This is a genomic window from Ahrensia marina, assembly GCF_001293565.1.
Classification (GTDB): domain Bacteria; phylum Pseudomonadota; class Alphaproteobacteria; order Rhizobiales; family Rhizobiaceae; genus Ahrensia; species Ahrensia marina.
On the sequence record NZ_JXMU01000004.1, the window covers coordinates 1 to 12,010 of the forward strand.

12 protein-coding genes are annotated in these 12,010 nt (G+C 49.0%); 3 read left to right on the plus strand and 9 right to left on the minus strand.

The window, feature by feature from the left end:
* Positions 1 to 278 precede the first annotated feature (278 nt).
* Positions 279 to 1,052, plus strand: a complete 774-nt coding sequence (locus SU32_RS04100) for an alpha/beta hydrolase (protein ID WP_160316288.1) — start codon at positions 279 to 281, stop codon at positions 1,050 to 1,052.
* Here SU32_RS04100 and SU32_RS04105 read toward each other — a convergent pair whose 3' ends face one another.
* On the minus strand, positions 1,053 to 2,243 hold the full coding sequence (locus SU32_RS04105) for a BaiN/RdsA family NAD(P)/FAD-dependent oxidoreductase (RefSeq protein WP_053998081.1): 1,191 nt from the start codon (positions 2,241 to 2,243) through the stop codon (positions 1,053 to 1,055).
* Positions 2,244 to 2,389: 146 nt separating this feature from the next.
* Between SU32_RS04105 and SU32_RS04110 the strand changes: the two genes are divergently transcribed.
* Positions 2,390 to 3,196: an undecaprenyl-diphosphate phosphatase gene (locus tag SU32_RS04110; RefSeq protein ID WP_053998082.1), complete on the plus strand. Its 807-nt coding sequence runs from the start codon at positions 2,390 to 2,392 to the stop codon at positions 3,194 to 3,196.
* Here the strand turns inward: SU32_RS04110 and SU32_RS04115 are convergent.
* The 3 genes from SU32_RS04115 to lysM all read right to left on the minus strand — a co-directional run bounded on the left by SU32_RS04115 (position 3,193) and on the right by lysM (position 5,636).
* Entirely contained in the window at positions 3,193 to 3,957 is a 765-nt protein-coding gene (locus SU32_RS04115) for a sulfite exporter TauE/SafE family protein (protein ID WP_053998083.1), read from the minus strand. The two genes, SU32_RS04110 and SU32_RS04115, sit on opposite strands and share 4 nt — an antisense overlap.
* Positions 3,958 to 3,974: 17 nt before the next feature.
* Positions 3,975 to 4,964: a complex I NDUFA9 subunit family protein gene (locus tag SU32_RS04120; RefSeq protein ID WP_053998084.1), complete on the minus strand. Its 990-nt coding sequence runs from the start codon at positions 4,962 to 4,964 to the stop codon at positions 3,975 to 3,977.
* 162 nt (positions 4,965 to 5,126) lie between these two features.
* Positions 5,127 to 5,636: a peptidoglycan-binding protein LysM gene (gene lysM, locus SU32_RS04125; protein ID WP_053998085.1), complete on the minus strand. Its 510-nt coding sequence runs from the start codon at positions 5,634 to 5,636 to the stop codon at positions 5,127 to 5,129.
* A gap of 108 nt (positions 5,637 to 5,744) precedes the next feature.
* On the opposite strand from lysM, the gene SU32_RS04130 reads away from it, so the two are divergent.
* Positions 5,745 to 6,050 carry a DUF1294 domain-containing protein gene (locus SU32_RS04130; RefSeq protein ID WP_201454873.1) on the plus strand — a complete coding sequence of 102 codons (306 nt, stop codon included), beginning with the start codon at positions 5,745 to 5,747 and terminating at the stop codon, positions 6,048 to 6,050.
* 19 nt (positions 6,051 to 6,069) lie between these two features.
* On the opposite strand, the gene urtE is transcribed toward SU32_RS04130, so the two are convergent.
* The 5 genes from urtE to urtA all read right to left on the minus strand — a co-directional run bounded on the left by urtE (position 6,070) and on the right by urtA (position 12,001).
* Complete coding sequence (gene urtE, locus SU32_RS04135; RefSeq protein WP_053998086.1) at positions 6,070 to 6,765, minus strand: urea ABC transporter ATP-binding subunit UrtE; 696 nt, start codon at positions 6,763 to 6,765, stop codon at positions 6,070 to 6,072.
* A gap of 1 nt (position 6,766) precedes the next feature.
* Positions 6,767 to 7,516 carry an urea ABC transporter ATP-binding protein UrtD gene (gene urtD, locus SU32_RS04140; protein WP_201454874.1) on the minus strand — a complete coding sequence of 250 codons (750 nt, stop codon included), beginning with the start codon at positions 7,514 to 7,516 and terminating at the stop codon, positions 6,767 to 6,769.
* On the minus strand, positions 7,513 to 8,682 hold the full coding sequence (gene urtC / locus SU32_RS04145) for an urea ABC transporter permease subunit UrtC (RefSeq protein WP_053998087.1): 1,170 nt from the start codon (positions 8,680 to 8,682) through the stop codon (positions 7,513 to 7,515). The genes urtD and urtC overlap by 4 nt, the downstream gene beginning before the upstream one ends.
* Before the next feature lie 2 nt (positions 8,683 to 8,684).
* Positions 8,685 to 10,634, minus strand: coding sequence for an urea ABC transporter permease subunit UrtB (urtB, locus tag SU32_RS04150; RefSeq protein WP_053998088.1), 1,950 nt, complete (start codon positions 10,632 to 10,634; stop codon positions 8,685 to 8,687).
* An 80-nt stretch (positions 10,635 to 10,714) separates the two neighbouring features.
* A complete protein-coding gene (urtA, locus tag SU32_RS04155) occupies positions 10,715 to 12,001 on the minus strand; it encodes an urea ABC transporter substrate-binding protein (protein ID WP_053998089.1) in 1,287 nt (428 codons plus the stop codon).
* Positions 12,002 to 12,010 lie beyond the last annotated feature (9 nt).

A 12,010-nucleotide genomic window follows, 5' to 3' on the forward strand; every position in this document is an offset into this window, starting at 1 on the left:
TCCAGCTGAGCTACGGGTGCCTGAGCGTGATAATATCACAGCACGAAAAAGCTTTAGCAAAGCTTATGGCCCGCCGCAATTGCAGAAACATGACAAGTAGAACTTTCTTTCATGACTGCCAGTCACATACGTAAATAAATCGAGTTTCGTGAAACCGTTCCTACTTCGGAAGCGTACTAACTGTGATGATAAATATATTACGCCGCCTATTAGTCGTTTGTTTTTTAGCGATAACGCTATGTGCTTGCTCAGCAACATCTCTTTTGAATGTTGCGGCGATGGGCGGCAAAGAATCGCGCGTTAAAGACATAAGTTATGGCGATAACCAGCGCCAAAAGTACGATCTTTATTTACCCGAAAATATTACCGACAATACGCCTGTGATGTTATTCATTTATGGTGGTACGTGGCAAATGGGCAGCCGTAACCTGTATCCCTTTTTAGGCGACAGTTTCGCCTCATCGGGCATCATAACTGCGATTGCTGACTATCGCCTTTATCCGGAAGTAAAATTTCCCGATTTCGTATATGACGGGGCAAAAGCGTTTGCAGCACTTAAAAAGCGCTATCCGGATCGACCTGTATTTATCATGGGTCATTCTGCAGGCGCACATATTGCTGCACTACTTTCGCTAGACCCGCGTTATTTAAATGCAGTTAATCTGAACAACTGCCGCGACGTTGCCGGATTGATAGGCATATCCGGTCCTTATGATTTTCTGCCGCTGACCCGTCCAGCTTTGAAAGAGGTCTTTCCTGCTTCGATGCGCGCACAAAGCCAGCCTATCAATTTCGCAAATTCTAAAAAACCAGCTTCACTGTTAATCCATGGATTGGCGGATGAAACAGTAGAGGCAGACAACAGTATTGACTTGGCGGCAGCTTTACGTTCGGCAGGCAACCGTTCAGAAACCAAACTGTATAAAAACGCCGGGCACATTAATATCATTGCCGCGACGTCCCGTGTGCTCACCGCGCAAGCACCAACGCGCGAAGATGTTATTGCGTTCATCTTGCAAGAGCGCAGCAATGGATATCCGCGTTGTGAATAATTATACCGCTTGACCTGCGGCTACGCCGGATGACCAAGCCCACTGGAAATTATGGCCACCGAGATGGCCTGTCACGTCGACGACCTCACCGATAAAAAACAGTCCCGGCACCGATTTTGCTTCCATCGTTTTTTGTGAAAGTTCTGATGTTGAAACGCCACCCAAGGTCACCTCTGCTGTACGATACCCTTCTGTACCGCCCGGCATGAAACTGTGTTTATGGATATAATCTTCGCAAAGCTGTATTGTCTTTTTGGACATATCCGCCAGCTTTAACTCACTAATATTCAGGTGCTCGGCAATATGCTGAGCAAATCTTTTGGGCAGGAAATCCGACAATACAGTTGCCACAGTTGCCTTAGGCCTTTCATGGCGCGCACCCGCAAGTTCGATTCCAATTTCATGATTGGGGGCCATATTAATTTCAACAGCATTGCCTTCGCGCCAATAAGAGGAAATTTGAAGAATCGCAGGCCCGCTCAGTCCACGGTGGGTGATAAGCATCGCCTCCTCAAAACGCGTCTTTGCAATCGATGTGCGCACATCCATTGCTACTCCCGACATTTGCCCCCAAGTTTCAGCAATGTCTGACGTGTAAGTAAACGGGACCAACGCCGGCCGCGGCTCGATAACAGCAAGGCCAAACTGCGCGGCAATATCATACCCGAAACCTGTTGCCCCCATCTTGGGAATGGATTTGCCGCCTGTGGCAACGACCACGCTTTGTGCTTCTAATGAGCCTTTAGATGTTTCAACGCGAAAACCATCATCTATTTTGGTGACCTGACTGATATTTGTTTCCAGCCAAAGCTCGGCCTTGACTGCAGCCATTTCAACCAACAACATTTTTATAATGTCTTTGGCGGAGGTATCACAAAAGAGCTGGCCGAGCGTTTTTTCGTGAAACGGTATTTGGTGCCGTCGCACAAGCTCAATGAAGTCGGCACTGGTATAGTTACTTAAAGCTGATTTGCAAAAATGCGGATTTTGAGAAAGAAAGTTTCCCGGACCACAATGAAGGTTGGTAAAATTGCACCGGCCGCCGCCGGATATGCGGATTTTCTCGGCGGGCTTTTTCGCATGGTCTATCACCAAAACACGCCGCCCGCGTTTTCCAGCCTCAATTGCGCACATCAAACCAGCAGCGCCGCCGCCCAATATTAGGACGTCATAATTCGTTATATTTCTCATGTTAGCTCATTACGACGACAATCACAAAAAAGCGACAATATGCTTGAGCAAAAATGGCTGTGATTTACCGCGCACAAAAATTTTAGGTGCTTATTTATAACTTGCCGTTTAAGGGATGCTGGCAAAGCTGAAATTGGGATTAGATCATGGCCGATCAGACGATAGTGCAGGCACTGCTTTTGGGTGTGTTGGAAGGGCTTACAGAGTTCATTCCGGTTTCTTCTACAGGACACATTCTACTTGCCGGCCATTTTCTCGGATTTGATTCAACAGGCAAAACTTTCGAAGTTCTTATTCAGGTTGGCGCCATTCTTGCGATCCTATCAGTATATGCTGCACGGCTCTGGAAGATCGCAACAGACCTGCCTTCTGACCCGAAAACACAACGTTTTGTTGCCGGTATTTTGCTTGCCTTTCTGCCAGCCGCTGTCATTGGTGGACTGGCGCACGGCTTTATCAAGACGATTTTATTTGAATCGCCGATGACAATTTGCATCGCCCTCCTGGTTGGCGGCGTCATTTTGCTATGGATCGACAAGCTGCCGCTCAAGCCCAAATATGAGGACGTGATGGATTACCCGCCATCGCTTTGCTTCAAAATCGGTCTGTTCCAATGTCTTGCCATGATCCCGGGCACATCCCGTTCCGGCGCAACCATTGCGGGCGCATTGCTCATGGGCACTGACAAGCGCTCTGCGGCAGAGTTTTCTTTCTTTCTCGCCATGCCAACAATGGCCGGTGCTTTCGCGCTCGATCTTTATAAAAACTATGATGTACTCACCGCCAATGATGTCACATTGATTGTTGCCGGTTTCATCAGCGCCTTCATTTCTGCGGTAATTGTTGTGCGCTATTTGCTTGATTATGTTTCCAAACACGGCTTTGCACTGTTCGCATGGTGGCGCATTTTTGTCGGCAGTGCCGGCCTGATCGGCCTTTGGTTGATCGGCTAGAAGCCGAGCCCCCGCCGGATCATATCAAGCGCTAAAAGCGTGACACTGATTTTAAATATGATGCGAAACAAATCTTCGTTCATCACGCCGAGAAGCTTACCGCCGATGATCGTGCCAAGATAACCGATCACGATCATCGCCGCGATCAACGGCAGCCATTGAGCAAAAGCAAAACCAAAAAACCCAAATGCAATAACTTTCAGCGCATGCTGAATGGACATTGCTCCCGCAGTATTGGCAATGAGTTGTTGTCGCTCATCAAAAGTCTTCGATAAAAGAGCCACGACCAGCGGGCCACTCGCCCCTAAAAACATTGTTAGCGTTGTGGTGACGAAACCACCAATGCCAATAATGGTTTTCGAATTGCTGACCGACTTGGGTAATGTCAGCCAAGTTACAATCAGAATGAATATTCCCAAAATCAATTTGAGAACAGCATCGGGAATAGTGAAAACCAAAGAGCCGCCCAAGAATGCGCCGAGAACGGCACCCAGCGTAAAAATCAATAAAATCTGGTGATTCAGAAATGCACGCATGCGCCACATGCGACCAGTATTTGAACCGAGCTGAACGAGGCCATGCACCGGTATGAGCGATGCGACTGGCATTAAAATTCCCATCAATGCCAGCATGGCAAGGCCGCCGCCGATGCCGAAAGCTGCGGTCATAGCCGATGTGAAAAAACTGGCGATGATCAAAAGCAAGGCTGATGCAGTGCTTAGATTTTCCGGCAGGTAATGCGCAAACTCAAATAGCTGCATGTTGGCAGCCGCTCTTGTTAGCTATCTTTGGATAACGCATTTGGATTGCGGAACTGTCCGGTTTCACGAAAACGCCAAAGATAGGTTGGCAAGATCGCTTCTACGCTTGACGGTTTAATGCCTATAGCTTCCAGCGTACGCCCTCCTGACCGGGCATTTTCGGAAACTACGTTATCTGTTTCCAGCAAAATGACCTGATCTTTCGTCAGAAGCGGATTTGGCAACATGCCGAGGATAGACCCTTGAATGCGTGCCAGTGCCCACGGTACCGTTGCCAGAATTCGCTTGCGGTCGATCACCTCAAGCATTTCCTCCAGACATTGCTTGAAGCTCATCACTTCCGGACCGCCAAGTTCATAAGTCTGACCACCCTTCAATTCACCATCAATCGCTTTTGCAATCGCTTCAGCCACATCAATGACATAGACAGGCTGGAATTTTGTTTCGCCGCCGCCAATCAAAGGCAGAACCGGCGAGAAGCGTGCCATATTGGCAAACTGATTGAAAAAATTGTCTTCCGGACCAAAAATGATTGACGGGCGCATAATGATCGCCTTCTCACCAAGCGCATCGATCACTGCCTTTTCACCGCGTGCTTTGGTGCGCGCATATTCCGCATTGCTGTTTTCGTCCGCACCAATCGCCGAAATATGCACCAACGGAATATCACGCTCTGCACAGCTCTGCGCTACTGCCTTTGCGCCAAACTCCTGAACGGAATTGAAGCTTTGCTTGCCGCCCTCAAACAGAATACCAACGAGGTTGATCGCAGCATCCGCACCATCAAGCGCGCGCTCGACGGACCAGCGGTGACGCAAATTAGCTTGCACAGCCGCAATCTGTCCGACATCACCCAAAGGCTGGAGATGTCCGGCAAGATCAGGCCTACGTACTGCGGCACGAACGCGATATCCGCGCTTTGCCAATGCACTTGTCACATGACGACCAAGAAAGCCGGATGCGCCAAATACAGTTATGACCTTGGGACTGCGGGATGAGTGTGGCATTTTCTTCTCCGTAAATGCGGCACGAAGCCGCCGGACTAATTCAATTTAACGCTGTCTAATCAACATTCGGCACGATTTGAAGCAGAAAGTCCATTTCTGGTGAAACTATTCATAAAAAACGGCGAGAACAGACATTCCCGCCGGATTTATAGTTTTTAGAATTTAAGCAGCATCAATGTCCGGAATGCGTAGCACCTGACCTGGATAAATTTTATCAGGATGGGAGAGCATTGGCGTGTTCGCTTCGAAAATCACCTGATATTTGTTGGCTGTGCCATACATTTTTTTCGAAATCGCGGAGAGGGTGTCGCCTTTTTCTACTGTATGAAAGCGGGGTTCCTTGGCTGGATCAGCCGCAGCGATCACACTGTTAATATCAACATTGCTATCAAGTTTTAAACCACTTGACGGAACGCTGACCTTCAACTCGGAGGCTTCAACTTTAGAAACACCTAAAGTATTGCCAATGGCAACGACTGCTTTTTCAAAGATTGATTGATCTTCAACCGCGCCACGAATGACGGCTGTGTCGCCTTTCATTTCAATCTGAACGGCTTCCGTGCCAAGATTATGGGAATCGAGTTCCTTTTTAAGCTCTTGCGCATTTTTTTCATCATCGTCGCCAAAGCCCAGTTTCTTTCCGGCGTTTTTTACAAAATCAAACAAACCCATTTTACTTCCTCCGTGAAAAATCACTGTTTTCGCTACCTTCTATCTATGAAATAGAAAGCAGACATAACAATAGCAAGACATTAGGCAGGCGTTCTGCCTGAAAAGCAAATGATTGAGCCAAATATGACAGGTATTACAAGCATAGTGCTCGTCTATTTAATCATCATTTGGTTGAGTACTTTGCTATTATTCCGGATAGACAAAAAGCGCGCGCAGCAGAAAAACGCGCAACGCATATCTGAGCGCAAATTACTGCAACTGGCTTTGATTGGCGGTTGGCCGGCGGCGCTATTGGCCCGTCGTTTATTTCGCCACAAGACGACTAAGCAACCATTTTCAACTTTACTGTATATAATTGCTGGCGTTGAAACGGTCCTTTTGTTGGCAGTGGCAGCCTATGTATTGAACCAATAACCATGTGTATGGGAATATTCTATACTGAAACAGCATCCAGCATTTCAGCCTTGTTGAACTGATGCTTGCTGCCGCTCATTGTGACTTCACCTCGCCTCAACACGTAAAACTGATCGGCCAAAGCGTATGCAAACTCAAAATATTGTTCGACAAGGACAATCGCAATGTCGCCACGGTCGCGCAAATATTCGATTACACGGCCAATTTGCTGAATTACATTTGGCTGAATGCCTTCTGTCGGCTCGTCCAACAGCAGCAATTTTGGATTGGTAACAAGCGCGCGACCAATTGAAAGCTGTTGTTGCTGTCCGCCGGATAAGTCACCGCCGCGCCTGTTTTCCATGTCTTTGAGAACCGGAAACAACTCGTAAATTTCATCCGGAACCATGCGCTTCGCACGCGGCAAACATGAAAATCCGGTTTCCAGATTTTCACGCACTGTCAGCAATGGAAAAATATCACGTCCCTGCGGCACATATCCAAGACCAATCGATGCCAGCTTATAGGGCTGCATTTTGCCGATGTTCTGCCCGTCAAATACAATGGAGCCTGCCGAACGGTGGTGCACGCCGGAAATGGCTTTGAGCAAGCTGGTCTTGCCAACACCGTTTGTCCCCATGATACAGGTTACCTGTCCGGCGGACGCATCGATCGAGACGTCTTTCAGAATTTTGGACTGACCGTAATGCAGATCGAGATTTTCAACTTTTAACACTTTAGCGCCCCAGATATACGTCAATGACCGATTGATCTTTGGTAACGTGATCAATGCTGCCTTCGGCAAGTACCGAACCTTCATGCAAAACAGTCACGCGGCAGTTTAGACGGCGCACAAATTCCATATCATGTTCAACCACAACGACCGCGCGGGTTTTTGCCGCTTTGCGCAAAATATCCGTTGTTTTTTCGCGCTCCTCAGGCGTCATGCCAGCAGCCGGTTCATCAACGAGCAAAAGCTTGGGGTCCTGCGCCAGCAACATACCGATCTCCAGCCATTGCTTTTGGCCGTGTGATAATTCGCCCGACATTCTGTGCAACTGTTCTGTCAGACCGATCTCTGCAGCAAGGTCCTCAACCTTTTTGATGTCTTCCTGGCTGCGTCTGTAAAAAGCAACATCAAGCGGAGAGCGGTTTTTCTTGAGCGCCATAACAAGATTATCAAAAACGCTTTGGTTCTCAAATACGGTCGGGCGTTGAAACTTGCGGCCGATGCCAATGCGGGCAATCGCGCTTTCGCTCATTTTCAGAAGGTTTTTGCCCGGCCTTCCATAGGTGATTTTACCCGTATCAGGTCTCGTCTTGCCTGTGATGATATCCATCATCGTGGTTTTACCGGCACCGTTGGGCCCGATAACGGCACGCAGTTCCGCGCTGGCTATCTGGAAACTTAAATTATTGATCGCGCGAAATCCGTCAAAAGTCACCGACACGCCCGAAACTTCCAGTAACATGGGATTTTTGCTCATGGGTTCTGCCTCCGTACAAGACGGTCAAACAGGCCGCCGAGGCCTTGCGGCGCGTAAAGCGTAACAAGCACAAAGCCGAAACCGAGCAATACAAGCCACCAGTCTACCCATTTGACCGTATAAAAGCCGAGCGGCAGATCGGGCACCTGCCCGGATGTGAACCAACTTGAAATAAGCGACACAGATGCCGCACCGACAACCGCACCATACAGTCGTCCCCGACCACCGATTGCAACCCAAACAGCAAGGTAAATTGAAGCAATTGGCGCGATTTCCGCCGGATTGATAATGCCGGCTTGCGGGTAATACAGCGCGCCGGCAATCGCAGCAATGACTGCGGTAATGACAAACACCACTAATTTGTAAGCTTCCACCGAATAGCCAAGATAGCGCACCCGCGTTTCATCATCGCGGATAGCACGGATAACACTGCCGAATTTTCCAGACACAAGCCAAACGGCGAAAAGATAGCCAAGGCCAAGTGCGAAAGCCGAAGCCCATAAGAACCAGATTGAGATCAGATCTTGGGAAACAGCTGCAGCACCGGGAATGTTTTGCAGACCGGAAAGCCCGTTATTACCGCGCAGTCCGCTATCGTTCTGGAACAAGTACAGCGCCAACGCGAGTGTCATCGCCTGCGTTAAAATTGAAAGATAAACACCTGTCACACGGCTTCGAAATGCGAGCCAGCCAAACACCAGTGCAAGTATTCCGGGAACAAGCACAACCAATGCTAGCTGCAAAGGCAGACTATGGGCAAATGTCCAGACAGCCGGAATGTCACTACCGCCCACAACGCCGAAAATCTGCGTACCGATTGCATCACTCAACTCGTCAGGCGTTGGCGGCAGCGATGCGTTGGCCAGAGAGTTGATGACGATCTGCTCAGTGCGTGCATACATTAGCCACATACCAATCATATAACCGCCAAGGCCGAAAAAGGCGAAATGGCCCAATGAGAGAATACCGCAATACCCCCAGACCAAATCCATCGCCAGCGCAACAAGACACAGGCAAAGTGTTTTACCAAGTGTTTTGACAAAGCTGGTTGAGACCAGACCAATGCCAAGACCTTCCGATAACAGTGTCGCGCCTATAGTGAAGAGTGCAAGCAAGCCGATGAAGACAAGAACCGACTGGCGGCGAATCAGGAAAGTGTTTTGCATAATCAATCTCCCGCCGCCCGGCCTTTAAGTGCAATGATACCTTTTGGCCTGAACTGGATGAATATGATGATGAAGATAATCATATAGGTTTGCGCCGCCAGCGTGTTTGACGGGTTGAAGAACTCAATGACTTTCTGCAACGATCCGATCATGCTTGCACCGGCCAATGTGCCCCAGATATTGCCCACCCCGCCGACAACCACAGTCATGAAACTTTGCACGATATAGCTGGAGCCAAGTTCCGATGTGACCTGACCGAATAGGCCGATAGCAACACCGGCAATACCTGCAATGCCGGAGCCCAGACCGAAAGTCAGCATATTGATCTTGTCCGGGTTGATGCCCATCGAAGATGCCATGCGCGGGTTCTGGGTTACAGCACGCACTTCCAATCCCAGTCGTGTACGGTTCAAAATGAAAAGCAGCAAAACGAGAAACAGAAGCGCCAGAATAAAGATCGCAATGCGAATGTAGCTGATGGAAACAATGTCATTGTAAATCCATGCACCATCCAGCCAGTCGGGAGAGGTGAGCGGTCGCGCCTGTGTTCCAAAAATGTTTTTTGCCAATTGCTGGAGTGCAATCGAAATACCAAAGGTCGCAAGCAATGTTTCAAGCGGTCGATGCATCAAATGGCGAATGACCAATCTTTCCAGAACCACGCCCGCGCCAAAAGCAACAATGAAAGCGAGCGGCAGTGCCACAATTATTGAGATCGTGTAATCGGGTATAATTTGCTGAACAACGTAACCAGTATACGCTCCGATCATAATGAACTCGCCATGCGCCATATTGATAACGCCCATCACGCCGAAAGTGATCGCAAGCCCGATAGCGGCCAAAAAATAAATCGATGCCAATGAAACCGCATCAAGTCCGAGATCGGCAATCTGATAGGCACTGACACTGAGATTGATGGCACGGACAGCTTTGCGCGCGGCGTCCGTTACTGTTGCCTCCGGCTCTATGTAGGCGTCATAAAAGACATGATTATCGATGGCGGCTTGAACAGCTTCATTGGTGATAAAAGGTGGCACATCGCTTTCTGCGACCAATGCCTGATAGGCTTTTATGCGTGCAGCCTCCGTATTTAACGACGCGACTTCAAAGCCGCCAACTTGACCGTTGCTTATATTTTCAACAAGTGCTGCATCGCGGGCTTGCTTGGATATGCGCGCAGGTGCACGCTCACTATCAACCAACATCTGATATGCGTCTGCGTACGCTATATCATCGCCGACCGAAAGTCTCTTGGCCAGATTGTCGGTTTCCGGAATGCTTTCGGCAACTTTGGTACGTGTTATCAAAATAGGGTTGAGTACAGCGCGCACATCAAGACTGGTATCACCGGCAAAACTTTCAATTGCCTCGACACGCGCAGTGCTTTGCTTATCGAATTGAATTGTCAGCAGACGTTCAAGTCGCTGCATTTTTGCACGAATTGCATCATCGGTTTCGTTAGCGACTGCCGCGCGCAAAGCGGTAAAATGGCTCTCCTCGGCACTGCGTTCAATGGCGCTCAGAGCGCCCAATCGTGTCATCGGATCGCTGCTTTTTAGCTGAAATTGTACCAGCACCGCAGCCATAACCGAGCGTACGCCACTATTCGGCCTCAGCTCTTTTAAATCAGATTTTTCCGCTGTGCCTTCGACAGCACCGGTATCAATGTTGATGAGCTCTATCGGCTTAGCGCCTGGCTTGAGGACATAAAAGAAAAGCCCATCGGCCTTACGCATCCAAAGTTGTTTGTTCTGCCAGTTCTCCAGAAGTACCGGCACATTTTCATTGCCGCTTGCCAACAGCGCATCCAGCACTGCAGAAATGGTTTTGCGTGATGCACGCTCCACATCCTTGCTGTTTTCCTGCAATATAGTTTGTAATTGCCCGGTTTGAGCCGCGACGGGTAAGGTGGCGATTACAAGCATCACCATGACAGTCAAAATACGAAGCATAAGGTTTAAAATCCGATGATCCTTCGATGCCGGAGCCGCCTAGGCAGCCCCGGCCATACACGTCCTGGGAGGACAGTTGTTTAGTAGTTAGACTGGATCTGTACGCAGGTTTTGGTTTCGGTGTTGTACATGCCGCATTCCAGATCTTTCCAATCGGATTCCAGCACTGCCGATTCCGGCAGGAAATCCGTCCAGGCATCACCGGCAACCGGATCAGTCTGGCTGATGATGTCGAACTGACCGTCGGCTTGAATTTCACCGATCAGAACTGGCTTTGTGAGGTGATGGTTAGGCAACATTTCCGCTGTGCCACCAGTCAGGTTTGGAAACTTCTGACCATACATGGCCGTGCGAACAGCATCGACATCTGTTGTGCCAGCTTCTGTTACCGCATTAACCCACATGTTGAAGCCAATATAATGGGCTTCCATCGGGTCATTGGTCACGCGTTCCTCGCCCATACGGGCTTTCCACGTTTCGATGAACTCGGCGTTGGCTTCATTGTCAGCGGACTGGAAGTAATTCCAAGCCGCCAAATGGCCGACAAGGTTTGATGTATCTAAGCCTGACAGCTCTTCCTCACCCACAGAGAAAGCAACAACCGGAATATCATCGGCAGACACACCTGCCGCAGCCAGTTCTTTATAGAAGCCAATATTTGCATCACCATTGATCGTTGAGATCACACCAACTTTTTTACCATCCGCGCCCAACGCGACCACATCGGCAACAATTTTTGACCAATCGGAGTGGCCAAATGGTGTGTAGTTTACGAAAATATCTTCTTCGGCAATGCCTTTATCAAGCAGGTACTGATTGAGAATTTTGTTCGTTGTGCGCGGATAAACATAGTCTGTACCCAGCAGTGCGAACTTCTCGACGCCCAATTCTTCCAGAAAATAATCTGTCGCCGGGATCGCCTGCTGGTTTGGTGCGGCACCTGTGTAGAACACGTTTTTGGACGATTCCTCGCCTTCATACTGAACCGGATAGAACATCAAACCGTTAAGCTCTTCCAGAACCGGTAGCGCTGACTTGCGGCTGACAGATGTCCACGAGCCAAAGATAATATCGACGTTTGAAACGGTTAAGAGCTCACGTGCCTTTTCTGCAAAAAGCGGCCAGTCGGAAGCGGGGTCTACGACTACGGCTTCAAGCTGTTTACCAAGCAAGCCACCTTTTTCGTTTTGCTGATCGACCAGCATTTCAATCGTGTCTTTAAGAGTGGTTTCGGAAATCGCCATCGTGCCGGATAGCGAGTGCAGTACACCTACTTTAATGGTTTCTTCTTGTGCAGTAGCGCTGCCAACCAATTGCGAGGCCAAAATCAGGGATGTTGCTCCTAGAAGGGCAAACCGGCGTGTCATCTTATTCAA

Excerpts from the sequence above, each read along its gene's own strand:
- SU32_RS04100 (WP_160316288.1), top strand. The coding sequence starts at position 279 with ATGGGCGGCAAAGAATCGCGCGTTAAAGACATAAGTTATGGCGATAAC.
- SU32_RS04105 (WP_053998081.1), bottom strand. The coding sequence starts at position 2,243 with ATGAGAAATATAACGAATTATGACGTCCTAATATTGGGCGGCGGCGCT.
- SU32_RS04110 (WP_053998082.1), top strand. The coding sequence starts at position 2,390 with ATGGCCGATCAGACGATAGTGCAGGCACTGCTTTTGGGTGTGTTGGAA.
- SU32_RS04115 (WP_053998083.1), bottom strand. The coding sequence starts at position 3,957 with ATGCAGCTATTTGAGTTTGCGCATTACCTGCCGGAAAATCTAAGCACT.
- SU32_RS04120 (WP_053998084.1), bottom strand. The coding sequence starts at position 4,964 with ATGCCACACTCATCCCGCAGTCCCAAGGTCATAACTGTATTTGGCGCA.
- lysM (WP_053998085.1), bottom strand. The coding sequence starts at position 5,636 with ATGGGTTTGTTTGATTTTGTAAAAAACGCCGGAAAGAAACTGGGCTTT.
- SU32_RS04130 (WP_201454873.1), top strand. The coding sequence starts at position 5,745 with ATGATTGAGCCAAATATGACAGGTATTACAAGCATAGTGCTCGTCTAT.
- urtD (WP_201454874.1), bottom strand. The coding sequence starts at position 7,516 with ATGAGCAAAAATCCCATGTTACTGGAAGTTTCGGGCGTGTCGGTGACT.
- urtC (WP_053998087.1), bottom strand. The coding sequence starts at position 8,682 with ATGCAAAACACTTTCCTGATTCGCCGCCAGTCGGTTCTTGTCTTCATC.
- urtB (WP_053998088.1), bottom strand. The coding sequence starts at position 10,634 with ATGCTTCGTATTTTGACTGTCATGGTGATGCTTGTAATCGCCACCTTA.
- urtA (WP_053998089.1), bottom strand. The coding sequence starts at position 12,001 with ATGACACGCCGGTTTGCCCTTCTAGGAGCAACATCCCTGATTTTGGCC.